The sequence below is a fragment of the Micromonospora sp. ATLC16 genome (genome assembly GCF_057196645.1).
This window is the reverse complement of sequence record NZ_JBXUOW010000015.1, coordinates 59,675-84,724: the sequence shown is the minus strand read 5'-3', so window position 1 is coordinate 84,724 and position 25,050 is coordinate 59,675. Positions and strand designations below refer to the sequence as shown.

General features: G+C 70.3%; 28 protein-coding genes. 13 read left to right on the top strand and 15 right to left on the bottom strand.

Features of this window, described 5'->3' with window-relative positions; genetic code table 11:
• Window positions 1-61 precede the first annotated feature (61 nt).
• Window positions 62-811: an SDR family oxidoreductase gene (locus tag AC2CHE_RS09345; RefSeq protein ID WP_484504500.1), complete on the top strand. Its 750-nt coding sequence runs from the start codon at window positions 62-64 to the stop codon at window positions 809-811.
• A gap of 342 nt (window positions 812-1,153) precedes the next feature.
• On the top strand, window positions 1,154-1,483 hold the full coding sequence (locus AC2CHE_RS09340) for a cupin domain-containing protein (RefSeq protein ID WP_484504499.1): 330 nt from the start codon (window positions 1,154-1,156) through the stop codon (window positions 1,481-1,483).
• 126 nt (window positions 1,484-1,609) lie between these two features.
• Here the strand turns inward: AC2CHE_RS09340 and AC2CHE_RS09335 are convergent, their stop codons facing one another.
• On the bottom strand, window positions 1,610-2,059 hold the full coding sequence (locus tag AC2CHE_RS09335) for a carboxymuconolactone decarboxylase family protein (protein WP_484504498.1): 450 nt from the start codon (window positions 2,057-2,059) through the stop codon (window positions 1,610-1,612).
• Between the two features lie 323 nt (window positions 2,060-2,382).
• Here AC2CHE_RS09335 and AC2CHE_RS09330 point away from each other — a divergent pair, with 323 nt between their 5' ends.
• Window positions 2,383-3,573, top strand: a complete 1,191-nt coding sequence (locus tag AC2CHE_RS09330) for a globin domain-containing protein (RefSeq protein WP_484504497.1) — start codon at window positions 2,383-2,385, stop codon at window positions 3,571-3,573.
• A gap of 62 nt (window positions 3,574-3,635) precedes the next feature.
• Here the strand turns inward: AC2CHE_RS09330 and AC2CHE_RS09325 are convergent, their stop codons facing one another.
• On the bottom strand, window positions 3,636-3,788 hold the full coding sequence (locus tag AC2CHE_RS09325) for a hexameric tyrosine-coordinated heme protein (protein WP_484504512.1): 153 nt from the start codon (window positions 3,786-3,788) through the stop codon (window positions 3,636-3,638).
• Between the two features lie 212 nt (window positions 3,789-4,000).
• On the opposite strand from AC2CHE_RS09325, the gene AC2CHE_RS09320 reads away from it, so the two are divergent.
• Genes AC2CHE_RS09320 through AC2CHE_RS09310 form a run of 3 tightly spaced genes read left to right on the top strand, consistent with a single transcriptional unit; the run spans window position 4,001 to window position 6,869 of the window.
• The gene (locus AC2CHE_RS09320; protein ID WP_484504496.1) at window positions 4,001-4,987 is read left to right on the top strand and encodes an ABC transporter substrate-binding protein; all 987 of its coding nucleotides are present in this window, start codon (window positions 4,001-4,003) and stop codon (window positions 4,985-4,987) included.
• Window positions 4,984-6,081 (top strand): FecCD family ABC transporter permease, encoded by a 1,098-nt coding sequence (locus tag AC2CHE_RS09315; protein WP_484504495.1) that lies wholly within the window; start codon window positions 4,984-4,986, stop codon window positions 6,079-6,081. Before AC2CHE_RS09320 ends, AC2CHE_RS09315 begins: the two co-directional genes overlap by 4 nt.
• Window positions 6,078-6,869 (top strand): ABC transporter ATP-binding protein, encoded by a 792-nt coding sequence (locus tag AC2CHE_RS09310; protein ID WP_484504494.1) that lies wholly within the window; start codon window positions 6,078-6,080, stop codon window positions 6,867-6,869. Before AC2CHE_RS09315 ends, AC2CHE_RS09310 begins: the two co-directional genes overlap by 4 nt.
• A 24-nt stretch (window positions 6,870-6,893) precedes the next feature.
• On the opposite strand, the gene AC2CHE_RS09305 is transcribed toward AC2CHE_RS09310, so the two are convergent.
• The 3 genes from AC2CHE_RS09305 to AC2CHE_RS09295 are packed head-to-tail and all read right to left on the bottom strand — an operon-like array spanning window position 6,894 to window position 8,807.
• The gene (locus tag AC2CHE_RS09305) at window positions 6,894-7,481 is read right to left on the bottom strand and encodes a DJ-1/PfpI family protein (protein ID WP_484504493.1); all 588 of its coding nucleotides are present in this window, start codon (window positions 7,479-7,481) and stop codon (window positions 6,894-6,896) included.
• 42 nt (window positions 7,482-7,523) lie between these two features.
• Window positions 7,524-8,141 (bottom strand): TetR/AcrR family transcriptional regulator, encoded by a 618-nt coding sequence (locus tag AC2CHE_RS09300; protein WP_484504492.1) that lies wholly within the window; start codon window positions 8,139-8,141, stop codon window positions 7,524-7,526.
• Window positions 8,142-8,189: 48 nt separating this feature from the next.
• Window positions 8,190-8,807 carry a helix-turn-helix transcriptional regulator gene (locus AC2CHE_RS09295; protein WP_484504491.1) on the bottom strand — a complete coding sequence of 206 codons (618 nt, stop codon included), beginning with the start codon at window positions 8,805-8,807 and terminating at the stop codon, window positions 8,190-8,192.
• Window positions 8,808-8,880: 73 nt separating this feature from the next.
• On the opposite strand from AC2CHE_RS09295, the gene AC2CHE_RS09290 reads away from it, so the two are divergent.
• The 6 genes from AC2CHE_RS09290 to AC2CHE_RS09265 all read left to right on the top strand — a co-directional run bounded on the left by AC2CHE_RS09290 (window position 8,881) and on the right by AC2CHE_RS09265 (window position 11,846).
• Window positions 8,881-9,468, top strand: a complete 588-nt coding sequence (locus AC2CHE_RS09290) for a DUF2249 domain-containing protein (protein WP_484504490.1) — start codon at window positions 8,881-8,883, stop codon at window positions 9,466-9,468.
• A 313-nt stretch (window positions 9,469-9,781) separates the two neighbouring features.
• Window positions 9,782-10,117 (top strand): hypothetical protein, encoded by a 336-nt coding sequence (locus AC2CHE_RS09285; protein ID WP_484504489.1) that lies wholly within the window; start codon window positions 9,782-9,784, stop codon window positions 10,115-10,117.
• Window positions 10,110-10,517 carry a group III truncated hemoglobin gene (locus AC2CHE_RS09280; RefSeq protein ID WP_484504488.1) on the top strand — a complete coding sequence of 136 codons (408 nt, stop codon included), beginning with the start codon at window positions 10,110-10,112 and terminating at the stop codon, window positions 10,515-10,517. The genes AC2CHE_RS09285 and AC2CHE_RS09280 overlap by 8 nt, the downstream gene beginning before the upstream one ends.
• A 204-nt stretch (window positions 10,518-10,721) precedes the next feature.
• Entirely contained in the window at window positions 10,722-11,150 is a 429-nt protein-coding gene (locus tag AC2CHE_RS09275; protein WP_484504487.1) for a hypothetical protein, read from the top strand.
• A 39-nt stretch (window positions 11,151-11,189) separates the two neighbouring features.
• Window positions 11,190-11,627 (top strand): hypothetical protein, encoded by a 438-nt coding sequence (locus AC2CHE_RS09270; protein ID WP_484504486.1) that lies wholly within the window; start codon window positions 11,190-11,192, stop codon window positions 11,625-11,627.
• A gap of 15 nt (window positions 11,628-11,642) precedes the next feature.
• Window positions 11,643-11,846: a hypothetical protein gene (locus AC2CHE_RS09265; RefSeq protein WP_484504485.1), complete on the top strand. Its 204-nt coding sequence runs from the start codon at window positions 11,643-11,645 to the stop codon at window positions 11,844-11,846.
• Here the strand turns inward: AC2CHE_RS09265 and AC2CHE_RS09260 are convergent.
• The 8 genes from AC2CHE_RS09260 to murD all read right to left on the bottom strand — a co-directional run bounded on the left by AC2CHE_RS09260 (window position 11,836) and on the right by murD (window position 20,610).
• Window positions 11,836-12,798, bottom strand: a complete 963-nt coding sequence (locus AC2CHE_RS09260; RefSeq protein WP_484504484.1) for a carbohydrate ABC transporter permease — start codon at window positions 12,796-12,798, stop codon at window positions 11,836-11,838. The genes AC2CHE_RS09265 and AC2CHE_RS09260 overlap by 11 nt on opposite strands.
• 13 nt (window positions 12,799-12,811) lie before the next feature.
• Window positions 12,812-13,753, bottom strand: coding sequence for a carbohydrate ABC transporter permease (locus tag AC2CHE_RS09255; protein WP_164448199.1), 942 nt, complete (start codon window positions 13,751-13,753; stop codon window positions 12,812-12,814).
• A 22-nt stretch (window positions 13,754-13,775) separates the two neighbouring features.
• A complete protein-coding gene (ngcE, locus tag AC2CHE_RS09250) occupies window positions 13,776-15,179 on the bottom strand; it encodes an N-acetylglucosamine/diacetylchitobiose ABC transporter substrate-binding protein (RefSeq protein WP_484504483.1) in 1,404 nt (467 codons plus the stop codon).
• 26 nt (window positions 15,180-15,205) lie between these two features.
• Window positions 15,206-15,955, bottom strand: a complete 750-nt coding sequence (locus AC2CHE_RS09245; protein ID WP_484504482.1) for a sugar isomerase domain-containing protein — start codon at window positions 15,953-15,955, stop codon at window positions 15,206-15,208.
• Entirely contained in the window at window positions 15,952-16,914 is a 963-nt protein-coding gene (locus AC2CHE_RS09240; protein ID WP_484504481.1) for a MurR/RpiR family transcriptional regulator, read from the bottom strand. Before AC2CHE_RS09240 ends, AC2CHE_RS09245 begins: the two co-directional genes overlap by 4 nt.
• A gap of 461 nt (window positions 16,915-17,375) precedes the next feature.
• Window positions 17,376-18,179 carry a hypothetical protein gene (locus AC2CHE_RS09235; RefSeq protein WP_484504480.1) on the bottom strand — a complete coding sequence of 268 codons (804 nt, stop codon included), beginning with the start codon at window positions 18,177-18,179 and terminating at the stop codon, window positions 17,376-17,378.
• Between the two features lie 7 nt (window positions 18,180-18,186).
• On the bottom strand, window positions 18,187-19,044 hold the full coding sequence (locus AC2CHE_RS09230) for a hypothetical protein (protein ID WP_484504479.1): 858 nt from the start codon (window positions 19,042-19,044) through the stop codon (window positions 18,187-18,189).
• Between the two features lie 216 nt (window positions 19,045-19,260).
• A complete protein-coding gene (gene murD, locus AC2CHE_RS09225) occupies window positions 19,261-20,610 on the bottom strand; it encodes a UDP-N-acetylmuramoyl-L-alanine--D-glutamate ligase (RefSeq protein WP_484504478.1) in 1,350 nt (449 codons plus the stop codon).
• An 83-nt stretch (window positions 20,611-20,693) separates the two neighbouring features.
• Between murD and AC2CHE_RS09220 the strand changes: the two genes are divergently transcribed.
• Window positions 20,694-22,049: a MurL-like N-terminal domain-containing gene (locus AC2CHE_RS09220; protein WP_484504477.1), complete on the top strand. Its 1,356-nt coding sequence runs from the start codon at window positions 20,694-20,696 to the stop codon at window positions 22,047-22,049.
• Window positions 22,050-22,155: 106 nt separating this feature from the next.
• Here the strand turns inward: AC2CHE_RS09220 and AC2CHE_RS09215 are convergent, their stop codons facing one another.
• Both AC2CHE_RS09215 and AC2CHE_RS09210 read right to left on the bottom strand, forming a co-directional pair.
• Complete coding sequence (locus tag AC2CHE_RS09215) at window positions 22,156-24,111, bottom strand: PucR family transcriptional regulator (protein WP_484504476.1); 1,956 nt, start codon at window positions 24,109-24,111, stop codon at window positions 22,156-22,158.
• 77 nt (window positions 24,112-24,188) lie between these two features.
• Complete coding sequence (locus tag AC2CHE_RS09210) at window positions 24,189-25,034, bottom strand: TrmH family RNA methyltransferase (RefSeq protein ID WP_484504475.1); 846 nt, start codon at window positions 25,032-25,034, stop codon at window positions 24,189-24,191.
• Between the last annotated feature and the right edge of the window lie 16 nt (window positions 25,035-25,050).

Genomic DNA, 25,050 nt, shown 5'->3' with positions numbered 1-25,050 from the left:
CATTTGGCCGCGGTCGTTCGTCCTTGGTCCGGACCCCGAAAGATCGCGAGGAAGGCTCGTCATGAGGATTGCTGTGGCCGGTGGCACCGGAACCGTGGGCCGGTTCGTCGTCGAAGCGCTGCGTAACGACGGACACGAGCCGATCACACTCAGCCGCTCGACGGGTGTCGACCTGAGCACCGGTGCGGGGCTGGCGGGGGCTCTCGCCGGTGTTTCGGCGGTGGTCGACGTGGCGGCCACGCCGGCGTCTTCCGCGGCCGAGTCGGTCAAGTTCTTCGGCACCGTCACCCGGAACCTGCTGGAGGCCGAGAAGGCGGCCGGCGTGCCACACCACGTCGCCCTGTCGATCGTCGGGGCGACCAGGGTCAAGGTCGGTTACTACGTCGGCAAGAAGGTCCAGGAGGACCTCGTCACCGCCTCGCCGCACGGCTGGTCGCTGCTGCGGGCCACCCAGTTCCACGAGTTCGTCGCGCGGATGTTTCAGATCGGCAAGGTCGGCCCGTTGTCCTTCGCTCCGTGGATGGTCCTGCAACCGGTCTCCGCGGCCGAGGTGGGTGCGGCCCTCGCCGCGATCGCGGTCGGTGAGCCCCGCGGCATCGACACCGCGATGGCCGGGCCGGAGCAGGAGCGGATGGTGACCATGGTCCGCCGCTACGTCCGGGCCACCGGACAGCGGCGGCCGGTTTTCCAGGTTCCCGTGCCCGGGGGATGGGGCCGGGCGATGCGCAACGGGAGCCTGCTCCCAGAGCCGGGCACCCGGATCGGCCGGCAGACTTTCGACGACTGGATCGCCACGCTGCCCGCCGCTTGAGACTCAGGAGCCCGCCCGCGCCACCGGGCTGAGGGTGAGCAGGGCGGCGATCGGCACTTCGGTGGGCGCGGCCCCAGCGCCGCGAGTCCTGCATCACCACCTGAAAGCTGATCGGCAGACGGCCTGACCCGACAGGATTTCTTTTTATACAATGCTCTTGTATAGAAAAATAGTCCCGCTGCTCCGCTCGGCTGAAGTCGGCCACTGCCTCCGGTCCCCACGACGGAATCACCGACGGCGACGCGACCGTTCCGGTCGCTGTCGCCCGCCGAGCGGCAGGCGGCGACTGCGGGTCCGCCACCGTAGTCGCCACCGTCACCCTCACACACCCTGGGAGACCCGATGGATTACGTACGCCTTCCCGAGCTGGTCGACGAACTGCTCACCCGGGCCCGAGCCGCCTCAAGCGGCCGGGCCCAACGTGCACTGACCGGCGCGAACAGCAAGAACCTTCGGCAGATCGTGTTCGCGCTCGCCGCCGATCGCGAGCTGTCCGAGCACGAGAACCCCGGCGACGCGACCCTGCAGCTCCTGCGGGGCCGGGCCACGCTCACCACGACGTCCGAGACACAGGAACTCTCCGCCGGAATGCACGTGGTGCTGCCGCACGAACGGCACGGCCTGGTGGCGCTCGAGGAGTCGGTCGCCCTGCTGACGATCTCCAGCAGATAACCATCCCTCCCCCGGGCCGGCGGGGTTGAGGACCGGCCGCGGATGGAAGGCCCTCCCATCCGCGGCCGGCTGTGGGTGCTACGACGTCCACGAGCCCGTGCCGGCGCGCCGCCTCGATCGGTTCGGCTACGGCCCGACGGGATAGTGACTGGACACGGCGACTCTGTTCCACGCGTTCATCACGATGACCAGCCAGGTCAGGGCGGAGACCTGGGCGTCGCTGAGAACACCGTCGGGGACCGGGCCGCGGTCCGGCGCGTTCGAGTGGTCGCCGATCAGGGTGACCTGCTCGGCGAGCAGCAGCGCAGCACGCTCCGCGTCGGTGAAGTACTGCGACTCCCACCAGGCCGGGAGCACCGCGAGCCGGTCCGCGGTCTCACCGTGGTCGATCGCCCCGCGGGTGTGGATCCGGAGGCAGAACGCGCACCCGTTGAGCTGCGACACTCGAATCTTGACCAGTTCGACGAGCTGGTGGCCCACGCCGGCCGCCGCGGTCGCCTCGGCGACCTTCTGGTCGAGATGCGCCAAGGCTTTATAGCTGTCTGAGTGCACTTTGCCGATGTTCACGTGCGTCACGGTTCTCCCTCTCCGGCGGGCGGCCACGCCCACCCCTGTTTCTAGGACGAGACGGGGCCGCGATGTGTGACTCCGTGCCGGCGGCACGCTGCCCCGCCTCGCCCCGCTGACACCGCGCTGACCAGGAGAGTTCAGCGGGTCCAGTTTATACAACGACATGTTGTGGAAAAGTGATGGTCACCATAGAACGTGACTTTCTCGGTCCTGTTTGGTCTACGTTCTCCCCGTGCGTCGCAACCGACCCACCGACGGCCTCGACCTGATCGCCCCGAGCGCCCTGGCGTCGCCCCTGCCCTGCTCGCCCGTATGTAGGAGGAATCCGCATGCTGTCCGCATCCAGCAAACCGATCATCGAGGCTGTTCTGCCGATCCTCGGTGAACGACTCGAGGAGATCTCCGAGGTCTTCTACGAGACCATGCTGGGCGAGAACCCCGAGTTGATGAACCTGTTCAGTCGCAGCGCCCAGGCCACCGGGGAGCAGCGGCAGGCGCTGGCCGGCGCAGTCGCCGCGTTCGCCGCGCACATGGTCGGCGCCGGCCCGGAGCCGGAGGTCTTCGACCACATCGTCGAGCGAATCGCGCAGCGCCACTGCGCCCTCGGCATCCGCCCGGAGCAGTACGCGATGGTCGGCCGGTACCTGCTCGGCGCGGTCGCCACCGTGCTCGGCGACGCCGTCACCCCGCCGATCGCCGCCGCCGTGGACGAGGTCTACTGGCTGTTCGCGGTCCGGCTGATCGGCCGCGAGGCCCGCCTCTACGCCGAGGCCGGTGTGGACGGTGGTGACCCGTGGCGCCGCTACCTGGTCGCCAACAAGATCGTCGAGGCGCGGGACACGGTCTCGCTACTGCTCACACCGGCCGACGGCGCGCCGGTCCCGGTGTTCCACCCGGGCCAGTACGTGACGATCGCCGCCGACCTGCCCGACGGCACCCGCCAGCTGCGTCAGTATTCGCTGTCGCAAGCGCCGACCGGTGGCAGCCTGCGGATCACCGTGCGCCGAGTGCCCGGCGGCCAGGTCTCCGGCTTCGTCCACGAGGTACTCCAACCCGGCGATCACCTCACGATTTCCCAGGCATACGGCGATCTCACGCTGCATCCCGGCGACAACCCGCTGCTGCTGATCAGCGCCGGGGTCGGCATCACCCCTATGGCCGCGATCCTCGACCAGGTCGCGCGCACCCAGCCGGCCCGATCGGTGACCGCGGTGCACGCCGATCGCAGCCCGGACCGGCACCCGCTGCGCGCCGACATCGAAGCCGGCGGCGCCCGGCTGCTCAGCTTCCAGCACATGCTCTGGTACGAGCAGCCCGGCGACCACCCCCACGCGGCCTCCGGCCGGATCGATCCGGAAGCCATCCCGCTGCACCCCGACGCCGAGGTGTACCTCTGCGGCCCGGTGCCCTTCATGCAGGCCGTGCGGGCCGCGCTGCACCGCCGCGGCGTGCCCGAGCACCGCATCCGCTACGAGGTCTTCGGCTCCGAGCAGTGGCATAGCGTCCCCGTGCCCGCCTGACAGTCCCCTCACCCTCGGCACATCCTCGCCCCAGCGGTGGCGTCATCAATGCGGTGGCAGCCTCAGTCCCGCCAAAAGTCATTGGCGGCGGCGACCGCCTGAAAGTGCGTGGCAACCACCTGTGAGCTGGCGATCAGCGCGTCCGGGTCCTCGGCGTAGACGGCCCGCAACCGGTTCCGGATCTCGTCGGACGGCTGGGTCGTCTTGACCGCGATCCGGGACAGTCGACGGAGAGGTGCCCGGTGCTGTGAATCCCACTGGCGCGATCAGGTACGACGAGCCGGGTAACCAAGGAATGAAGTCCTGATTGACAGATCCGAGCTTTCGTCAATGAACGGAGCCGTGCGGAACTTTCCCCGGACTGGGCGCGACCACACCTGCGACGAACATTTCGGCGGGAACTGGCCGACCGACGCGAGGAGACGAAATGCGCAACCGCCTGAGGCGTGGCCTGATCGGTATCGGGCTCGTGGCTGCCATCACAGCGGCCGGCTGTGGCTCGGGCAGCACCGGGGCGCCAGCGGCCGGCTCCGTGCAGGTGCCGGACTGTGCCGGTGAGCCGATGGAGTTCGCCGCGACCCCGCAGCGGGTGGTCGCCATCGACGGGTACGCGGTGCAGACCATGGTCCGGCTCGGGCTGGCCGACCGGGTGGTCGGGACCGGTTTCCCGAAGCCGTTCACCATCGACACTCCGGCCTACCAGGAACAGTTGGCCAAGGTCCCGGTCGCCGGTGACCGCGGGCTGGGCATGGAGCAGGTCGCCGCACTCGACCCGGACATGGTGCTGACCTCGTACACCGACTTTGACGAGGACGTGAACCTCGCCACCCTGGGCGTACCCGGCATCGCGGGCTGCATGCCCCGCGGCGAGGACGCCGGGGCGGTGACCGGGCTGACGCTCACCTACGACTTCATCGACAAGCTCGGCAAGGTCTTCCGGGTCCAGGACCGGGCCGAGGCGCTGATCACGGAGCTGAAGCAGCGCGAGGAGGCCGTGGCCGCCCGGATCGGCGCCGGCCCGAAGCCGAGGGTGCTGATCCTGGTCGACAACCCGGTCCCGGGCCAGCCGATCAAAGCCTCCGGGCGTACGACCATCTCCAGCGGCATCGTCGCGGCCGCCGGCGGCGAGAACATCATGGCCGACCTCACCGGGATGCACGCCGACGTGTCCCCCGAGGAGCTGATCCGCCGCGACCCGGAGGTGATCTGGGTGATCACCGACTACCGGTCCGCCAAGGTCAAGGGCGCCGAGCTGGTCGCCAAGGTCAAGGCCAACCCGATCATCGGCGAGACCACCGCCGGCAGACAGCAGCGCATCGTATCCAGCTCGCAGTACCTCGTCTCGTTCCCCAGTCCGCTCAACCTCGACGGTCTGGAGCAGCTCGCGGCCGGCCTGGACGCGGCCCGGCGATGACGCTCACCGTGCCTGCCCCGGAACGGGCCGACGAACCGGCGGCCCGGCAGGCCCGCACCCCGCACGCCCGGCCGCCCTACACCGTCGTCGTCGTCCTGCTCGGCCTGGCCGTGGTCGCGTCGCTGACCATCGCCACCGGCATCGGCCCGGTCCGTCTGCCACCCGGCCACGTCGCCTCGATCATCTGGCAACACCTCACCGGCGGCCCGGCCGGCACCACACCCGACGACCTCATCGTCTGGCGGATCCGATTCCCCCGGGTGCTGCTCGGCGCAGTCGTCGGCGCCGGGCTGGCCGTCGCAGGCGCCGTCGTGCAGAGCGTCGTGCGCAACCCGGTGGCCGACCCCTACCTGCTGGGGCTCTCCTCCGGCGCCTCGGTCGGCGCGGTCGTGGTGATCACGACCGGAGCGGCCTTCCTGGGCGCGTTCACCCTGCCGCTGGCGGCGTTCGCGGGCGCGGCAGGCGCCATGGGCGTCGTGCTGCTGCTGGCCCGCAGCCGCGGTCGCCTGCTGCCGCTGCGGCTCGTGCTCGTCGGTGTCACCTGCGGGCACCTGTTCGCCGGACTGACCTCGTTCATGCTCGCCCGCGCCGACAGCTCAGCCGCCCAGCAGCAGATCATCTTCTGGATGCTGGGCGGGCTGTCCGGGGCCCAGTGGGCGTCCCTGCCGATTCCCACCGCGGTGCTGGCCGCTGGGCTGATCATGCTGTTGATCGCCGGGCGGTCGCTGAACGTGCTGGTCCTCGGCGACGAGGCGTGCGCGGCCCTGGGCGTCGAGGCCGCCCGGCTGCGCTGGTACCTGCTGATCCTCACCACCGCCCTGACCGGAACGGTGGTCGCGGTCTCCGGCGGCATCGGCTTCGTCGGGCTGATAACCGCGCACGTCGCCCGCATGATCGTCGGGGCCGACCACCGGCGGATGCTCGTGGTCACCGCGATGCTCGGCGCCCTGTTCCTGGTCTGGTCCGACGTCGCCGCCCGGATCCTGGCTCCGCCGTCCGAGCTGCCGATCGGAATCCTCACCGCCTTCCTCGGGGTACCGTTCTTCCTACTGGTCATGCACCGGCGGGGCCTGTCCGCGGAGGCCGCGCCGTGAGGGTCACGGTCGAGGACTTGTCGGTGCGGCTCGGCGACCGCGACGTTGTGCACGACGTGTCGTTCGAGGTCGCCGAGGGCGGCTTTCTCGCGCTGGTCGGCCCCAACGGCAGCGGAAAATCAACCCTTCTGCGTACGGTCTACCGATCCCTGAAACCCCGTCGGGGGCGTGTCCTGCTCGACGGACGCGATCTGTCCACCATGCGCCCGGCCGAGTCCGCCCGCCACATCGGGGTGCTGATGCAGGAACAGCACTCCGGATTCGAGTTCACCGTCCGGGAGACGGTCGCGATGGGCCGCAACCCGCACCTGCGCGGGCTGCAGCGCATGCGTGCCGCCGACCATGACACCATCGACGACGCGCTCGATGTCACCGGGCTGCGACCGTACGCGGACCGGCCGGTGTGGCAGCTCTCCGGCGGCGAGCGTCAGCGGGTCCTGCTCGCCCGGGCCCTGGCCCAGCGGCCCCGGCTGCTGATCCTGGACGAGCCGACCAACCACCTCGACATCCACCACCAGCTCGAAATCCTGGAACTGGTCCGCGACCTGCGGATCACCGTGCTGGCCGCGCTGCACAGCCTGGACCTGGCCGCCACCTACGCCGGCACCGTCGCAGTGCTGCGCGACGGGCGCCTGGCCGGGCACGGGGCGCCGGCCGAGATTCTGACCGGGGAACTGCTCAGCGACGTCTTCCGGATCGACGCCCGGATGGACTTCGAGGACGGCGTGGCCCGGTTCACCGCGCGACCACTGCGAACCGGGGTGACGGCGCCGTACCGGGCCGGGTGAACCGCCGGCGGGCCCGGCCCGGAACTACAGCTCCGGGCCGGGCTCGTACTGGATGCCCCGCCGGACCGCGCGGGCCCGCTCCGGCCCAGCGAAGCGGCTGACCAGGTGCAGCGCCATGTCGATGCCGGCCGAGATTCCGGCTGACGTCACCACGTCGCCGGCGTCCACGAAGCGGTCGTCCGGGCGCACCTCGATGCTGGCGTCGATGGCGGCGAGCTTGTCGAGCGACTTCCAGTGGGTGGTTGCCGGGCGCCCGGCAAGCAGACCGGCGGCGGCGAACACCAGGGAGCCGGTGCAGACCGAGGTCAGCACCGGGATCTTCGCGCGCAGGCCACGCACCCACTCCAGGTGCGCCCGTTCGGTGGACAGCCGGTGCGCGCCCCGCCCACCGGGATGGACCAGCACCTCGATCGGGCCGACGTCGGCACGGGAGTGGTGCGGGACCACGGTAAGCCCTTTGGCGCATCGCACCGGCGCACCATCGTCGGAAAACGTCACGACCCGGTAGTCGTCCTCGGGGTGCCGCGCCGTCCAGAAGGAGAGCACTTCCCAGGGCCCCACCGCGTCGAGTTCCTCCACGTCGGGGAACAGGTATACAGCAATCGTCTTCACGTCTGTTGGTCGTTGCGGCGCGGTGGCTAGTTCCTCACGGAGTCAGCGGATGCGTTCCACCGTGCCGTGCGGTCTCTGCACGTAGCCGATTGACAGTTCGTAGACGAGGTCGGCCATCTCCTCGGCCGGGACCGTGCAGCCGTCATTGAGCCAGGACTTGAGCAGCAGGAACATGCCGCCGCTGCGGTAGTCGACGATGTAGCCGAGCAGTGGCGGACTCCCGACGTCCTCCCGGCCGTACCGGGCGAACATGGTCATCACGTCGCTGATGTGCAGCCGGATCCGCTCCATCAGCTGGTCCCGGTCCTCCAGCCGCATCACCAGTCGCAGCGTGTCGGCGTGCCGCTGCCATTCCTTGAAGGCCGCGCTCAGCAGGTTCCGCAGGCTGATCCGGTACGGGTGCGACGGCGAGGGCACCAGCACCTCCCGGACGGTGTCGAAGATGTCGTCGATGTGACTGAGAAGAAGGTCTTCCTTCGACGAGAAGTGCAGGTAGAACGCCTGCCGGGACACGTCGGCGCGGGCCGCGATCTGGCTGACGGTGATCTTCGACAGGGACTCGTACCGCAGCAGCTCGATGATGGCGTCCTGCAGAACCTTGCGGGTCCGGCGCGCACGACGGTCCTGCCGGTGTTCGCGGGACAGCTCGGGACTACTCATCGGGAACTCTTCTCTCGCCGACGTGCCGATGGACCGGTCGACGCTCTCCTAGCGCTTGTCGAGCCGAGCCACGCAGACATCCGGTTCGGCGAACGGCTGAAGGTCGCGAACAGTCGCCGAACTGTCGAGCCGCCCGATCACCCCCTGCATAAGGCCGAGGTGGATCGGACAGATGACCCGCAGATCGGTGTCGACCAGGTCGAGGAACGGGCAGTGCCGCAGGCGGATCTCGTCGCCGTCGAACTCGGTGTCGAACCCGATCTCGTCGAGCACCCGGCCGAACCGGTGGCGGGCGGGCTCACGCCCGGTGCCGGGGATCTCCGTCGTCCGGCCCCACCGCCGGCCCATTTCGGTGGCCCGGGTCACCGGGTCGGGATCGGACTCCAACTCCCCCAGGAACATCTGGGCGAGCAGCCGGTAGTTGCGGGGGCCGCCGGCATCCATCCGGCGCACCGCCCGGAACATCAGCGGGGGCCGGCCCCGGCCGGTGGGCGGGGTCTCGACCCGCTCGGCGCGGCCCGCCTCGACCAACGATTCGAGATGGAACCGGACGGTGTTGGGGTGGACCGCCAGAAGCTCGGCGATATCGATGATGCTCATCGGTTCGGCTCGGCCGCGCAGGGCGGCCAGCACCTGCGAGCGCCGGCCGGCGGGGGTGTCAGGCATGCCCGCAGTTTACACAAGCCGGATTGTGAAAATAGTCGCTGATTTTCACAACCGAGTGATGTATAAATTCCCCATGACACACGTTGAGCTCGACGTACGGACGCTACCCAAGCCGGAGAAGCACCCGGCGATCTTCCAGGCGTACGCCGGACTGCCGGTCGGCGACTCGCTCCTGCTGATCAACAACCACAATCCCCGGCATCTGCGGGACGAGTTCGAGGTCGAGTTCCCGGGCGGCTACGGCTGGGACTACGAGGAGTCAGGTCCCCAACGGTGGCAGATCCGCATCACCAAGCTGGCCTCGACCGCGCTGCCCCGCGCCCTCGCTGCCGACCTCGACGAGCACACCGGCAGCACCGGCGCGATCTGGACGCTGCCGATGAGCGAAAGGGATCTGGACGCCAACATCGTCAACCTGCCGCCGGGCTCCGAGATCGCCGCACATGACGGCCCGGACAACGACGTCCTCGTCGTCGTGTTCTCCGGCGCCGGCCGGATCGACACCGAGCGCGAACCGGTCGAGCTGCACCCGGGCGCACTGGCCTGGCTGCCGCGTCGGTCCCGCCGGGCGATACGGGCCGGCGCCGACGGCCTGCGGTACCTGACCGTGCATCAGCGCCGCACGAACCTCACGCTCGGCATCCTCAACGCCTCCCACTGAAGCCCTGAGCCGCACGGCCGCATCGCGGAGTGCGATGCGGCCAGCCCGCGCTCAGAGCAGCGCCGACTCCAGCAAACCGTGCCGGAAGTACCGCACGAAGACGACGGTCAGGCCGTACCGCAGCGGATGCACCTCCCGCACCTTGCCCACCCGATCTTGCCGACCGCCGCGCCGATCCCGTTGAAGATCGAGTGGATGAACGGGCCACCAGGCGATTCGGCCGGCGCTCCTTGCTTCGCGACACCAGGTCCTCATACGAGGAGGGGATACGGAAGTGTCAGATTGTCTCTCAGTTGACGCCCGGCCAGCGACATTGCCGCAGCCGGCCGCGGTCCGTGTCGACATCGACGGGCACGGCGGCGAGTGGGCTCTGCGCCCCGGCGCCATGCACCTGTCGGTGGACTCCCCGCGGCTGTCCCTCGACGGCGCCCGAGTCCGGCTCGGGCACCACGACGTCACCTACCAGCGGGCCGACGCCACGACCACCTGGCTCGACGGCGTCACCGTCCACGGCCGGACCTACGAGTTCCCGGCCGAGATCGAGGGCAGCCGCACCTGGACCCTGCAGCCGTACGGTTTTGGGGAGAGCCGCGCTCACCTGATCGACGAGCACACCGGCGCGGTGATCGGGATCGCGGTCCATGCCTGACGACCTGGCCGGCCGGTCCGACATTCGGGAACTGGTGACGGCGTTCTACCAGCGGGCCTTCGCCGACCCGCTGATCGGCCCGATCTTCACCGACGTCGCGCGGATGGACCTGGCGGCCCACCTGCCGATCATGTGCGACTTCTGGGAGACGGCCCTCTTCCGTGCCGGCGCCTACCGGCGCAACGCCCTGCAGGCGCACCTCACCCTCAACGCCCGCATCGCCCTGCGAGGGGAGCACTTCGACCGCTGGCTCGCGCTGTGGTGCGCGACGGTCGACGAGCGGTTCGCCGGTCCCCGAGCCGAGACCGCCAAGATCCAGGCCGAGCGCATCGCGGGCGCCCTGCACCGGCGGCTCCGCAAGGAAACCGACGGCTCGCCACAACAGCCAACGCGTCAATGACGTGGACCGGCCCGTACCCGGCGAGCGGTCCACGCTGCCTGGGCCCGTCGTGGCCACCACCTCGGTGCCCGTGGCCAGGGCGAGTTGGACCCCGCCGGCACTCGATTTTCGTGCCACCATTACGAGACTCGGGCGAAGACTGTGACATACCCCGGATCCGCCGAGCATCCGTCACATTTTCCGCCGCCGGCTCGTCCTCAGGGCATGAGCCTCGCAAAGAAACGCCTGATCCTCGCCATGCTCGCGATCTCCGCCGCGGTCGTCGGCGTGTGGGCCGCTTTGTACCCGGTGTCCTTCTACGACGACTTTCCACTGCCGGGGCGCCGCTGGGTGTCGACACTCGGGCCCTATTCCGAGCATCTCATCCGCGACGTCGGTGGCCTCTATCTCGCGATGCTGGTCGTCAGCGTCTACGTCGTGCGCCGGCCCTCGGCCACCGGCATGCGCATGGCCGGCGGCGCGTGGTTGATCTTCAACGCCGAGCACTTCCTGTGGCACATGTTGCACCTGGAGATGTTCCCCATGGTCGACAAGATCGGTAACGCGGTCAGCCTCGGTGGCGTCCTGATCCTCTCGATCTTGCTACTGCTACCCGACCGCGAGTCGGCTCCGGTTCATGAGGATCGCCACTAAGCCTAATAAAAACGAACTAGACTTGTATAAAATCGGTGCATGGGCCTCTCCCCTGCGGCATTGCTCGCGACAGCGTCGACCTTCGTCTGGCTCGGCATGGTGCTCGCCATCTCGTTTCTCGAAGCCCCGCTCAAGTTCCGGGCGCCCGGGGTGACGGTGCCGCTCGGGCTCGGCATCGGCAAGCTGGTGTTCCGCGCGCTCAACATCTGCGAGACGGTGCTCGCCGTAGCCGCCGTCCTCGCGATCCTGTCCGTTGGCGCGCGGGCACCGGGGAGCACCGCGCTCGGCGTGGCCGTCGCGGTGCTGGTGCTCCAGCTTGCCGTCGTCCGACGATGGCTTTCCCGGCGCACCCACCGGGTGCTCACCGGCTCGGGCGCGACCGCGCCGCGCTCCCGGGCCCACCTCGTCTACGTGGCACTGGAAGTGGTCAAGGCCGGGGCCCTGCTGACCGCCGGAATTTCGATCGCCGCCGGCTGAACCCCCGCAGCCACCGTGCCGTTCGACCTGCGCACCACGCTGGTGCTGGGCCGAGCCGTACGCCTCACCGCCGCCGGGCATGCGGCCCTGCGCGACCGGTTGGCAATCACCCCGACTGATGTCGCACGCCCGGTCCGGGCCGGTCGGACTCGGGTGGAGGCCGTTGGTTCCCGGACCGAGCACGTCCTGCGCGGCGGTGTGCCGGCGGTTACTTGCTGACGCCTGCGGTGAGGCCGGACTGCACCTGACGCTGGAAGACGATGTAGACGATGAGCACCGGCAGCATCGCCATGGTGACCCCGGCGAACAGGCCGGACCAGTCGGAGCGGTAGCCCTGGTTGACCGACAGCTCGATCAGGCCCTGGGAGATGACCTGGTTTTTGGGCTCGCCGGCCACCGACTGCATGAGCAGGGTCGGCAGGTACCACTGGTTCCACTGGCCGAGGACGTTGAAGATGCCGATGCTGATCAGGCCCGGTTTGGCCATCGGCAGCATCACGCTGAAGAACAACCGGCTGTGCGACGCGCCGTCGACCATGCCCGCCTCGGCGATCGCGTTGGGCAGGGTACGGAAGAACGAGTGCATGAAGAAGACGGTGAACGACAGCGACCAGGCCACGTAGACCAGGATCAGCATGAAGTGGCTGTTCGGGCCGAGGAACGGCAGCACCACGCCGGTGTTGTAGACGCCCTTGAACAGCGGCACCGCGGCCAGGTAGATCGGCAGGGTCAGCCCGGACAGGAACATGTAGTAGATCAGCCGGTTGCCGGGGAACTCGTAGCGGGCGAGGACGTAGGCGGCCATCGAGCCGAGCAGCATGGTGAGGAAGACGCTGCCGGTCAGCACCAGGACGGTGTTGACGAAGAACGACCCGATGTGCCCCTCGGTCCAGGCCCGGGCGAAGTTGTCCCACTGCAACTGCTCGGGGATCAGCGACAACGGCTTGCGGATGACCTCCGAGTCGGTCTTGAGCGCCGACATCACCACCCACAGCAGTGGGTAGACCACCATGATCGCCCAAACCGCGAGGAACAGGTGTGAGAAGCCGTTGAAGAACCGTGCCCCGGCCCGGCCGCCGCCGACGGCGGCGCGCCGTGCCGGCGTACGGCCCGGTGGTGGAGTCTGGTCGGGGCCGGCCAGGCCACCCGGGGTGTGGGTCACCGTGCTCATCGTCCAGGTCTCCTCAGTACTCGATCCGCTCACGACGGGTGATCCTCAGCTGGAGGGCGGCCAGCAGGATCGTGAAGATCGCCAGTGCCACGCCCATCGCGCAGGCGTAGCCGAACTGGCCCTTCTGGAATGCGGTGAAGTTCAGCACCGACGCGAAGATCTCACTGGCATGGTTGGGGCCACCCTGGCTGGGCGTCATGACGAACACCAGGGCGTACATGTCCAGGGCGATGAAGCCCAGGTAGACCCAGGCCACCGAGACGGTGTCCCGCAGCAGCGGCAGGGTGATCCGGAAGAAGGTGTGGAACCGGCCGGCGCCGTCGAGGATGGCCGCCTCGTAGACGTCCTTCGGGATGGACTGCATGGCCGCGGAGAAGAGCACCATGTAGAAGCCGGCGCCGCTCCAGACCGCGATCAGCAGCAGCCACCACAGCACCGCAGGTACGCCGAGGAAGGGCTCCGGGTCGTACATGAAGGTGATCGGCTCATCCTCGCTGACCAGCCCGATCTTCATCAGCATGCCGTTGATGAGGCCCTGGCCGTCGGCGCGGTAGATCTGTTGCCACATCACCGCGATGACGACCAGGGACAGCACCTGCGGGAAGAAAAAGATCACCTTGTAGAGCCCGGAGCCGAACACTCCCCGGATGCCGGCCTTGTCCTCGCGTCCGCCCACGTTGAGCAGGAACGCGAGGAACAGGGCCAGCGCGATGGTGAACAGCGGCACGGTGATCAGGAAGAACACGTTGTGCCAGAACGCCTTCCTGATCAGCTCGTCGGAGAAGAGCCGGAGGTAGTTGTCCAGCCCGACGAACTGCTGCCTGTCGGAGTAGCCTCCCCAGTCGGTCAGCGAGTACCCGGCCGCCTGCAGGAAGGGCCACACCACGTAGAAGAGGTACAGCCCGACCGGCAGGGCCAGGAAACCCGTGACGAAACGCGCAACACCGTGCCGCATCGACTCACTCTTTCCGTTCGGATCAGGCGTCGTGGGTCTGCTTGGTGATCGACGAGTCGTTGGCGACCTTGTCCGCGGCGGCCTGCATCTTGTCGACGAACTGCGCGGCGGTCAGCCGACCGGCCATCAGCTCGGCGGACAGGTTCTGACTCTCCTTGTCCAGGTCGGCGTAGAAGTCCCAGAACTTGATCGAGATCAGGTCCGAGCTGGCGTTCTTCATCAGCTCGTTGGCGCTGGCCAGGGCGGCGTCCTGGACGTTGTCGCCGGAGCCCTTGGTGGACGCCAGCGACTTGGTCAGCTCGGCGAACTTCGCCGAGCCGGCCTTGGAGAGCACCGCACGCAGGAACTCCTTGGCGGCGGCCTTGTTCGGCGCCTTCGCCGGTACGACGATGCCCTCGCCGGCACCCGCGTAGACGTCGTTGGGGGCCTTGTCGGTGGCGCCCAGGCCCCAGTAGTCGGAGATCTTCATCTCGAAGCCCGGCGGGATGGTCGCCGCCATCTCGTTCTTCAGCCAGGTGCCGACCTGGATGAAGGCCGCCTTGCCGTCGAGCCACGCCTGCTGCGACTGGGTGTGGTCGAGCTTGCCGGGCAGCAGCAGCTTGTCCTTGACCAGCTTCTCCCACGCCTCCAGCGCCGGCAGGACGCCCTCGGCACGCCAGGCGTTCTCCTTGAGGTTGTCCATGTCGATGACGGCCTGCTTGCCGGCGGACTTCCAGATCGTCGCCATCAGGGCCCAGCGCGGGTAGTAGCCGTGCACGGCGTCGTACACGTACGGGGCCATGCCCTTGGCCTTGATCTTCGGGGCGAGGGCGAAGAAGTCGTCGAAGGTCTTCGGCGGCGTCCAGCCCTCCTTGTCGAACAGCACCGAGTTGTACCAGTTGCCCCAGACCGTGTAGGCCACTTTCACCACGAAGAACTTGCCCTGGAAGCTGCCGTCACCGACGGTGCCCGGCAGCAGCGTGTCGGCCACCGTGCCCTCGCTGTCCCAGGCCGGTGCCGCCAGCAGGTCGTCCAGCGGCTCGATGGCGCCCTCGTTGACCAGGGTGCTGATGTCCATCATGTCGGCGCCGGAGTTCATGACGACGTCGCTGGGCTGCGTCGCCATCTTGGGCTGCTCTTCGGTCTTGATCTTCTGGGTGGAGCTCATGTTGACGGTGATGTTCGGGTACTTGGCGTTGAAGATCGCCTGGTCCTCCTTGGCCCAGGCGTCACCCAACCCGCCGTTGAAGATGACCACCTTGACGGCACTGCCGTCCTCCACGCCGAAGGGGTTGTCGTTGCTCTTCTCCCCGGCGCTGTCGTCGTTCTGGCTCGGCGTGCTGCCGGCGCAGGCGCTGAGCAGACCGGCGGCCGGGGTCACCAGGAGGCCCGCGGCCGCCGCGCGGCGCAGCAGGGTCCGGCGGTCGAGATCGGGGGTAACGGACATCGTGTGACTCTCCTTGTGATGTCGGGTCAGGCGGTACGCCGGAGTCGCCCGGCGTACCTCGACTCGAGGGCGAGGTTGTGCTCGTCCCCACCGGGGACGTTGGCGGAGAGGTAGATAGGGGGGACCTCTCCGGCCTGGTGGAACCGTCGTACGACCTCCGCGGTCAGCAGCTGCGCCAGCAGCGCCGAGGTGACCGAGGAGACCGCACAGACCGCGCCGCCGCCCTCGAGCGGCAGCAGTGCGTCGCCGTACGGTGCGCCGTTGTCCAGCACGACGTCGGCGAGATCGACGAGCCGCCGGCCGGACGGGTGCCGCGGGGCCACCCGTCCGGTGTGCTCGACCGAGGTGACCGCGATCAGCGGGTGACCGCGTCCGGTGGCCAGCAGCGCCAGTTCGACCACCGAACCGTTGATGCCGGACTGGGAAGCCACCACGAACACGTCCTGCGGCTGGGGTGCGGCGATCGCGTAGAGCTGGTGCGCGACGGCCGGGTCGCGCTCCAGCTTGGGGTCGGCGAGCACCTGGGGCGAGGCGTCGCCGTGCAGCACCAGGTCGTGCAGGGAGATCCGGTTGGTGGGTACCAGCCCACCGGCCCGGGCGACCAGTTCCGCGGCGAAGACCTCCGAGTGTCCGGCGCCGAACGCCTGGAGCACCCCACCGGCGCGCAGGCTGGCGGCGATCAGGTCGGCGGCCCGGCCCAACGGCTCGGAACCCCGCTCGACCAGCCGGTCGAGGACCGGCCGGACGGCGTCGGCGTACCCCTGGGCGCTGATCATGCGCTGGCCTCCCTCGCGGCCTTGTGCCCGTCGACGGCCTGGGCGGTACGCCGGAAGGCCGCGTGGGCGCGGTCGTGGGTGCGTTGGGCGACGGCGATGTAGAGCAGGTCGAGGACTACCAGTTGCGGGTGCCGGGCCGACAGCGCGTCCGGCCGGAACGTGGTGGCCTGGCTGGCGGTGAGCAGCACGATGTCGGCCAGTTCGGCCAGCGGCGACCGGCGAAAACCGGTGAGCGCGATGGTGGTGGCACCCCGGCTGCCGCCCTCGGCGAGCATCTCGATGGCCTCGCGGGTCTGACCGCTGTGCGAGATGCCCAACGCGACGTCACCGGGACGCAGCAGCGCGGCGGCGGCCAGCCCGGAGTGCACGTCGTTCCAGGCCCAGGCGGCGACGCCGATGCGGTGCAGGCTGAACTGCATCTCCTCGCCGACGAGCGCGCTGCCGCTGGCGCCGAAGATGTTCACCCGCTCGGCACCGGCGATGGCGACGGCGGCCCGCTCCACCTCGGTCAGGTCGAGCAGCGCTGCGGTGTCGTGCATGGCCCGGGTGTCGGCGGCCATGATCTGCTCCAGCACCCGCTCCAGCGGGTCGCCGGGCTGGATCTCCCGGCCGATGTCGACGGTCCAGCCGGCCGAGCGCGCCCGACCGGTCTCGGCGGCGATGCCCAGCCGCAGGTCAGCGTAGCCGTCGAAGCCCATCGCCCGGCAGAACCGGGTGACCGTGGCCGGCGAGGTGCCGCTGCGTTCGGCCAGCTCTACGATGGTGGCGCGAGCCGCCGCCCCCGGGTCGCTGAGCACGTGTTCGGCGACCCGCCGCAGCGCGCCGGTCAGTTCGGCGGCACCGGTGCGGACCCGGGCCAGCGTCCCGTCGGAGGCAACGCCCAGTGCGCCCCGGCGGTCGACCCCATCGGCGTCGGCCACCGCGGTGCCCGCGGAGGTGTCCGCCTCGTGATCAACCATGGGACGCCTTTCGGAAAAGACTGTTAACTGTTAGTGGTAAAAGTTCTTACTGAAGGCCCCTCCATGTCAAGACCGTGGGCGAAGTTTTCAAACTGTTACCTGGGACACCAGGGCTGCCGCGACCGCGAACGCGGCTTCCGGAAGCCGCCGTGATCAGCACGAACACGCCACGATCAAGGAGCTGGGGGCGGCGTCCGGCACCCCCGCTGGCTCCGGACACGCAAGGACCCGCCGATGCTCGCCGGCGGGACTGACCCTTCCGGCCGGCGGCGCTGCCTCCCGCCCGAAGCCCACCCGGCGCGCCGGCCGCGCTGGCTGACCCATCCGGCCGCGCTGAACCCGAACTGCCCGAAGGGCTCCCAGTTCAGCCCGTACGGCGGCCAAGACCGCACCGGAGCCGCTCGGGTGGCCGGTGGTGGCGCTGGTGGCCTACCTGGCCGGCGCGGGCACGCTGCGCCTGCTCAGGTCCGGGTGGGGCAGCCGAGATTGACCGGGTGGCGTCTTCCGTGCCACCCGGCGGGAAGGTGCAGCGCCACCGCGACCAGCGCGAACCCGGCCCAGCCGGCGACCAGCGCCACCACGACCGAGACGTCCTGGCCCAGGTGGACCCCGACCAGGAACCCGATCAGCGCCAGGCTGTTGCGGGCGAAGTGCCGGCAGAAGGCCGGCAGGTCCCGCCGCACCTCGACCGCCACCAGCACCCCGGCGTACGGGAAGGTCACCACCAGCCCTCGCAGCACCTGGCCGAGCAGCCCGGTCAGCGTCGCACCGGCGAGGACCAGCAGCAGCCGGGCCGCCACCGGCAACCGCGCCGGGCCAGCCGGATCGGCCGGATCGGCCGGATCGGCCGGATCGGCCGGATCGGCCGGATCGGCCGGATCGGCCGGCTGGTCGGGCTCCGGAAGGCGGTGCAGCACCAGTATGGCGAGCAGCCAGAGGGCTATCGTGGCCGCCAGCGTCGGCCCGAACGGCAGCGCGAACGGACGCAGCACCACCGCGAGTGCCAGGTAGCCGGCGACGCCAGCCAGGTCGGCCAGCAGGATCGGCCAACGGAACCGGTGATGCGTCAGCGCCACGACGCCGAAGAACAGGTTGAGCCCCACCACCCCGACGAGTTGGCTGCCGTCGACGGGATGACCGGTGGCCAGCAGCGCGGCGGTCATGGGCAGCGGCAACGCAGCCACGAGGGCCCGCCACCGGACCGGACGGATCAGGGTCACCGCCCAGACCACCACGGTCACCAGCAGTACGCCCTGGGCGGTCATCCGTGCGTCAGGTGTCGAAGGTGGCTCGGCTGAGGCACGCCTGGAACGTCTCGCCGGCTCGGGCGAGGTCGGCGGCGTTCACCGAGAACCGGTTCTCGTTGATCTCGCCGTGCGCGCTCATGCCGGCCGTCCAGCACGCTGCCCCGTCCCAGCGGATCAGGTTGACGTGCACGTCGGCCGGGACCGCGGCGGTCGAGAGCAGACCCACCCGTACGCCCGCTCGGCGCTGCATCGCCACCAGTTCCGCCAGTTCGTCGGAGAACTCGGTGTAGGTGAAGATCCGGGTGATCTGTACGCCACGGGCCAGCGCCGCGAGGTTCTCCGCCCAGTACCGCCGGCCGATGTCGCCGCGCCACCAGGCCAGCCGGGGCAGCACGTTGGTCAGCGCCTCCAACTGTCGTACGCAGTCCCGGGTGGCACCGAGCATGTCCTGGTAGTCCTCCCCGGGCCGGATGACGCGTCCCTGCCGGAGCTGCGCGAGGTCGGCGTGGAACCGCTCGAACCGGCGCTGGGTCTCCTCGGCGATCCGGGTGCCCGGATGGCGGTCGACCGCCTCGGTCGCGGCGGTGGCGAGTTCCGGTACCGCCTGGACCAGCCAGTGCGGGCCGGCCAGCAACGCGCGCAGTTGGAACCGACGCTCGGCCCGGGCCATGGAGTCCACCAGCAACGAGATGGTGATGCCCATCAGACCGGCCAGCAACGACTCCACGCCGGTGGCGGCACCGGTCAGGTCCAGTGTCACGGAGAGCGAGATCGACAGGGCGACACCGATCAGGGCGACCGGGTCGGTGTGCGCCATCAGCCGCGTGACGCCGACCGCGCGCCCACGCGGGCCGGTACCTGGGCGGCGCAGCAGCTGAACCATCGACCACCTCCGGGAACCGACTCCCGTCAGCGTAAAACCCCCCAACCACACCCCCGTCCTAGCACCCACCCAACCTCACCCCGCCCTGGTTGATCATGAGGTTAGCGGCACAGTTGATCTCTTCAGCTGCCGCTAACCTCATGATCAACCAGGGCTGGGAGGTTAGCCAGGGCTGGGAGGTTAGCCAGGGCGGGGAGGTCAGGCGGGGGTGGGGTGCTAGGCGGGGGCGGTGGTGCGGATGGCGTCGGCGAAGACCTGGGAGCGGTGTTCGAAGTTGCGGAAGCGGCCGTAGCTGGGGGCGGCGGGCGAGAGCAGCACCACTCCCCCGGCCGGGGTCACCTGCCGGGCCAACTGCACCGCGTCGGTGAGGTCGTCGACCAGTTCGGTGCGTACCTTGGGCAGCCCGTCGAGCGCCCCGATGATCCGCGGGCCACTGTCCGGGATGCCGATCACGGTCAGCTCCCGCTCGGCCAGGTGCTCGCGCAGGGGCGTGTAGTCGACCCCCCGGTCGGTACCTCCGACGATCACGGTCAACGGCCGCCCGTCATACGCGTCGATGGCGTGGATGGCCGCGTACGGGCTGGTGGCGAGGGTGTCGTCGACGAAGGTCAGGCCGGACGGGTCGGCGATCTCGGTCAGCCGGTGAGCCAGTCCCTGGAACTCGGCGACCGCCACGGCCAGGGCGTCCTTACGGTCGACCAGATCGACGCCCAACGCCTGCAGCACCGCCAGGGCCACACAGAGGTTGCCCTCGTTGTGCCGGCCGACGAGCGGCAGCACCGCCCGTGGAAAGAGCGGCTGGTCGACCCGGTGGAACCAGGGCGTACCGTCCGGACCGGTGGCGACGTTCACCGAGTCGGCGGTGCCGGCGCGCACCGCCGCGCGGTCGCCCAGCTCGAACGCCAGCCGTGGGTCCGCGCCGTTGACCACGACGGTGCGCGGCCCGTACGCGAGCAGGTTGAGCTTGTCCCGGTAGTATTCGCGTTCGCCGCCGTGCGCGTCGAGGTGCTCGGGGAACAGGGCGGTGACCACCGCCACCCGGGGCGAGTCGGTCAGGTCGCTGCACTGGTAGCTGGACAACTCCAGGACATAAAGCTCCGCCTCCGGCAGGTCCAGCGTCGGTACGCCGATGTTGCCGCCGAAGACGTTCGGCCGGTCGACCGCGGTCAGCAGGTGGCTGATCAGGCTGGACGTGGTGCTCTTGCCCTTGCTACCGGTCACCCCGATGGTGTGGTCGCCGTGGTCGGCCATCCACAACGAGGTGCCCTGGGTGACCGTCGCGCCCTGGCGGCGCAGCTCCATCAGCCAGGGATGCGTCTGCGGCACGCCCGGCGAGCGGACCACCACGTCGGCCGCGGCCAGCCGGGCGAAGCCCTCGTCGCCGGTGAGCAGCGGGGCGGCCTCCGCCAGGGGCCCGTCCCAGGGCAGGGTGAGGAAGTTCGCGCTGTCGTCGACGGCGACGAGGTCGGCCGGGCCGTGGGCGGCGATGGCCGTCACCGCGGCCCGCCCCTCCCGGCCGGCCCCCCAGACGGCGACTCTACGTCCGCGCAGGTCAGACAGGCGCACAGGCTCTCCTCGGGTACGACGGCGATAGGGCAGGGTCCGGCCGAGCCGGGCACGACCGGACGGACCAGGGCCTAGTATGGCGTGTGCTCAACATGCAGCTGGCGCGGATGGACGCGTTCACCTTCCCGTCCTACTCGATCGACCTGTCCACCGGCGAGGTGTTGCTCGACTACGCCCTGACCGGACCCGATGGTGAGCAACTGTTCACCGAGGTGGTCACGTTGCCGGTGCCGGCGGAGTCCCCGTCGGACGCCGCCGTGGCGGCGCTGGGTCGGGTGCTGGAGCTGCTGCACGTGGTGGCCGGGGTCAGCTACTACAAGACGGCCGCGCCAGGGCAGCTGGAGCTGCCGGCACCGCTCGGCCCGGCCGCCGTCGAGTTCGTCACGGCCGTCTACACCAAGGGCCTCGCCGAGTACGCATACCGCAACCAACTGCCGCACGTGCTGGAGCTGACCCCGCGCGTGCCCGACGGACGGGTCAAGCCGGCGGCCGAGTACGACAACTCCGACCGGCGACCACTGTCGGCGGTCGGCGGCGGCAAGGACTCGATCGTCAGCCTGGAGGCGCTGCGTCGGGCCGGCCTCGACCCGGTGCCCTTCTCGGTCAACCCGAACCACGTGATCAACGCGGTGAACGCGGCGTCGGGGCTGCCCGCTCTCGCGGCCCGGCGACGCATCGATCCGGTGCTGTTCGAGCTGAACGCGGCCGGCGCCCGCAACGGCCACATCCCGGTCACCGCGATCAACTCGCTGATCGCGGTCGCCACGGCGGTGCTGCACGGTCTGGGCCCGGTGGTGATGTCCAACGAGCGCTCGGCGTCGGACCCGAACCTGATCTGGAACGGTCACGAGATCAACCACCAGTGGTCCAAGGGCGTCGAGGCCGAGGGGCTGCTGCGGGCCGCGCTCGCCGAGCACGCCGGCCTGGCCGAGCCGTACTTCTCGCTGCTGCGCCCACTGTCCGAGCTGCACATCGCCCGAATGTTCGCCGGCATCGACCGCTACGACGACGTGGTCACCAGCTGCAACGCCGCGTTCAAGCTCCGCGACGCCAGCGAACGGTGGTGCCGCGACTGCCCCAAGTGCCGCTTCGTCTTCCTGGCCCTGGCTCCGTTCATGCCCCGCGAGCGGATCACCCACATCTTCGGCGGCGACCTGCTCGCCGACTCCGCGCAGATTCCCGGTTACCGCGAGCTGCTCGGCATCGACGGGCACAAGCCGTTCGAGTGCGTCGGCGAGGTGGAGGAGTCGGTGGTCGCGCTGAGCCTGCTCGCCCAGCAGCCCGACTGGCGCGACACCCCCGTCGTGACCGCCCTGGTCGCCGCCGTCCCCGAGCAGGCGTGGTCCACCGCCGCCTCCTCCGACACCTTCACCCCCGCCGCCGCCGACCACCACATCCCCCCCACCTACCAGAAAACCCTCCAAACCCTCACCCCCTAACCCCCCACGATCATGCACTTGTGGCACCCATTTCCTGCCGCTGTGCCGTATTTGTGACGTGCCACAAGTGCATGATCGGCGAAGGCTGGGCAGGGTTGGGGGGTGGTCAGGGGGTGCGGATGGCGTCCAGGGCCAGCAGGGCCACGTGGAGGGAGAGGCAGGCGTCGACCGAGTCGAGGTCGACGTCGAGGATCCGGCCGATGCGGGCCAGCCGCTCGTAGAACGTCGGGCGGGACAGGTGGGCGGCGGCGGCCGACGCCGACTTGTTCCGGCCCTGTTCCAGGTAGGCCCGCAGGGTGCCGAGCAACTGCTCCCGGGGATGCTGCGCGTCGTACGCCAGGAGCGCGCCGAGCTGCCGTTCCACGAAGGTCTGCATCCGGGGCTCGTCGCGTAGCAGGTGCAGCAGTCCGGCCAGCCCGACGTGGGGCAGCCGGAAAATCGGCAGGTCACGTTGGTCCCGGCGGGCCGCGTCTGCGACCTGGCGGGCCTCGATCAGTGATCGGCGCGCCTCGCGCAGGCTGCCCACGCCGGATCCGGCAGCGACCAGCAGCCCGGCGACTGAGCGTCGACCACCACTCGGTGCGCGCACGTCGGAGCGGCTGGCCGCTCCGGAGCGTCCCAGGGGTTCGGCGCGCCCAGACAGCTCGGCACGCTCCGACGAATCAGCGTGCCCGGGCTGGTCGGGGCGGGACCGGCGCAGCGCGGCGGCGAAGGCGGACAGCGTCCGCTCCTCCGCCGCCGCGTCGGGCAGGGCCAGCAGGACGCCCACCGTGTGGTCGTCCAGGGCACTTGTGAGCCCGGTCAGACCGGCCTCGCGCAGCGCCTGTCCGGCGGCCTCGGCGAGGTCGCGCAATCGGGCCGGCCCGATGTCGGCGTGGTCGAGCACCTCGCCGGGGTGTCCCGGTTCGGTGAGCGGCCCGCTGCCCGCCGATTGACGGTGACGCACGGTGTCCTCACCGCCGTCGTCGGCCCGGTGGCGGACCACCACGCCGATGAGCAGACGGCGTTCCAGCACCACCCCGAGCGCCCGCGCCCGCAGGGCCACCTCGTCCACCGGCCAGGAGTGGTCGAGCAGGGCGGTGAGCAGGTTCCGGTGCAGTTGGCGTTCCAGCCCTTCGGCGTCGCGTCGGATCAACCGACCGAGGGCCAGCGTGGACGCCGCCCGCTCCACGAGGATGGTCAACCTGGTCGGCGGTGCCGAGGACGAGCCGCCACCTCCGGCCGGGATCGCGTCGGCCCGCCCGCAGGCCGACGCCGAGGCGGACCGACCACCGGCCGACACCGGAGCGGACCGCCCACCGGCCGACACCGGCGACGGCTGCCCGCCGGCGAGGTCGCCACCGGGCGGCCAGCGCAACAGCAGCCGTCCCCAGTCCTGCCCCCGGGCACCCACCATGGTGACCAGCCAGCCCCGGTCCGGGTCGTACGCCGTGCGCCCCTCGGGCCGGATCCGCCGTGAGTGCTGTTCCCACCCGTCCAGCAGCAGCTCGGCGCTCTCCCCCGCCGGGTCGTACGCGAGCACCTGGCGGGACAGGTTCTCCAACACCACCGGGCAGCCGGACAACTCGGCCGCCTGCCGGACCACCTCTGCGGGGTCGGCGCCCTCCACCGACAGCTCGGTGAACCGCTGGTGAATTTCCTCTGTGGCCCGTAGCTCGGTGAGCTGGGCGTCCACGATCAGGGCGTGCACCGCCTCGGTGATCCGCACGAACGGCGTGGCCCGGCGCAGCTCCACCAGCGGCAGGCCGTGGCGTTCGGCGGCGGCCACCATCACCCGGGGTACGCCGTCGAGGTAGCGGCGGCCCAACTCGACCACCAGCCCGGAGACACCGACGCCGGCCAGGTCACCGATGAAGGCCCGCAGACCGGCGTCGTCGCCGGGCAGCCCGATACCCGTGGTGAGCACCAGCTCGCCGCCGCCGAGCAGGGTGGCGATGTCGGGCACCTCGGCGACGTGCACCCAGCGGACCCGGCGATCCAGCCCGATCTCCCCGGCGACCAGGCGCGGCGCGCCGTGGCGGACCGGGTCCAGGCCGAGCACCTCACGCACGGTAGGGAACACCCGCGACACGCTACCGTCCGTGATCCGAGGGGATGCTCGACGGTGCCCCGGCGGCTGCCAGGGTGGCCGGCGGTCGCTCAGATCGGGTCGTCCCGGCCCAGTTCCCAGCAGGCCACGGCGGTGGCGGCGGCAACGTTCAGCGAGTCCACGCCACGGCGCATCGGGATCACCACCCGGGCGTCGCTGGCCGCCAGCGCCGCGCCGGTCAGCCCGGCGCCCTCGGCGCCGAGCAGCAGCGCGGCCCGGGACCGCTGGGCCGGGGCCAGCCGCTGGATGGGCACCGCGTCGGGTGCCGGCGTCATCGCCAGCACGGTGAATCCGGCGGCCCGCACGTCGGCCAGCGCCGTCGGCCACGGTTCCAGCTTGGCGTACGGCACGGCGAAGACCTCACCCATGCTGACCCGTACGCTGCGCCGGTAGAGCGGATCGGCGCAGGTCGGCGAAAGCAGCACCGCGTCCACCCCCAGCCCCGCCACGGCCCGAAAAATAGCGCCCAGGTTGGTGTGGTTGTTGACGTCTTCGAGGATCACCACCCGACCGGCGGCGGCGAGCACCGCACCGGCGGCCGGCAGCGGTTTGCGCCGGAACGAGGCGAGCACCCCCCGGTGCACGTGGAACCCGGTCGCCGCGCGCAACACGTCGGGGGTGGCGGCGTACACCGGGGCGTCGCCGGTGTCCAGGTCGGCCAGTTGGTCGGCCCGCTTGGCGTCGACGAGGAAGGACCGGGCCGGGTAGCCGGCCCGCAGCGCCCGCCGCAGCACCAGCTCACCCTCGGCGATGAACAGGCCGTGCGGCGGCTCCCAGCGGGTACGCAGCTCGACGTCGGTGAGCGCCCGGTAGTCGGCGATCCGCTCGTCGTCGGGCTCGGTGATCAGGTGGACGGGCACCCCGCCGATTCTGCCGGACCCCCCGACGCCGGACACCGCAGGTGCCGACGGT

What these genes read in the sequence shown, in the direction of transcription:
- AC2CHE_RS09345 (WP_484504500.1), top strand. Translation starts at nt 62, where the DNA reads ATGAGGATTGCTGTGGCCGGTGGCACCGGAACCGTGGGCCGGTTCGTC.
- AC2CHE_RS09340 (WP_484504499.1), top strand. Translation starts at nt 1,154, where the DNA reads ATGGATTACGTACGCCTTCCCGAGCTGGTCGACGAACTGCTCACCCGG.
- AC2CHE_RS09330 (WP_484504497.1), top strand. Translation starts at nt 2,383, where the DNA reads ATGCTGTCCGCATCCAGCAAACCGATCATCGAGGCTGTTCTGCCGATC.
- AC2CHE_RS09320 (WP_484504496.1), top strand. Translation starts at nt 4,001, where the DNA reads ATGCGCAACCGCCTGAGGCGTGGCCTGATCGGTATCGGGCTCGTGGCT.
- AC2CHE_RS09315 (WP_484504495.1), top strand. Translation starts at nt 4,984, where the DNA reads ATGACGCTCACCGTGCCTGCCCCGGAACGGGCCGACGAACCGGCGGCC.
- AC2CHE_RS09300 (WP_484504492.1), bottom strand. Translation starts at nt 8,141, where the DNA reads ATGAGTAGTCCCGAGCTGTCCCGCGAACACCGGCAGGACCGTCGTGCG.
- AC2CHE_RS09295 (WP_484504491.1), bottom strand. Translation starts at nt 8,807, where the DNA reads ATGCCTGACACCCCCGCCGGCCGGCGCTCGCAGGTGCTGGCCGCCCTG.
- AC2CHE_RS09290 (WP_484504490.1), top strand. Translation starts at nt 8,881, where the DNA reads ATGACACACGTTGAGCTCGACGTACGGACGCTACCCAAGCCGGAGAAG.
- AC2CHE_RS09280 (WP_484504488.1), top strand. Translation starts at nt 10,110, where the DNA reads ATGCCTGACGACCTGGCCGGCCGGTCCGACATTCGGGAACTGGTGACG.
- AC2CHE_RS09275 (WP_484504487.1), top strand. Translation starts at nt 10,722, where the DNA reads ATGAGCCTCGCAAAGAAACGCCTGATCCTCGCCATGCTCGCGATCTCC.
- AC2CHE_RS09270 (WP_484504486.1), top strand. Translation starts at nt 11,190, where the DNA reads ATGGGCCTCTCCCCTGCGGCATTGCTCGCGACAGCGTCGACCTTCGTC.
- AC2CHE_RS09260 (WP_484504484.1), bottom strand. Translation starts at nt 12,798, where the DNA reads ATGAGCACGGTGACCCACACCCCGGGTGGCCTGGCCGGCCCCGACCAG.
- AC2CHE_RS09255 (WP_164448199.1), bottom strand. Translation starts at nt 13,753, where the DNA reads ATGCGGCACGGTGTTGCGCGTTTCGTCACGGGTTTCCTGGCCCTGCCG.
- ngcE (WP_484504483.1), bottom strand. Translation starts at nt 15,179, where the DNA reads ATGTCCGTTACCCCCGATCTCGACCGCCGGACCCTGCTGCGCCGCGCG.
- AC2CHE_RS09245 (WP_484504482.1), bottom strand. Translation starts at nt 15,955, where the DNA reads ATGATCAGCGCCCAGGGGTACGCCGACGCCGTCCGGCCGGTCCTCGAC.
- AC2CHE_RS09240 (WP_484504481.1), bottom strand. Translation starts at nt 16,914, where the DNA reads ATGGTTGATCACGAGGCGGACACCTCCGCGGGCACCGCGGTGGCCGAC.
- AC2CHE_RS09235 (WP_484504480.1), bottom strand. Translation starts at nt 18,179, where the DNA reads ATGACCGCCCAGGGCGTACTGCTGGTGACCGTGGTGGTCTGGGCGGTG.
- AC2CHE_RS09230 (WP_484504479.1), bottom strand. Translation starts at nt 19,044, where the DNA reads ATGGTTCAGCTGCTGCGCCGCCCAGGTACCGGCCCGCGTGGGCGCGCG.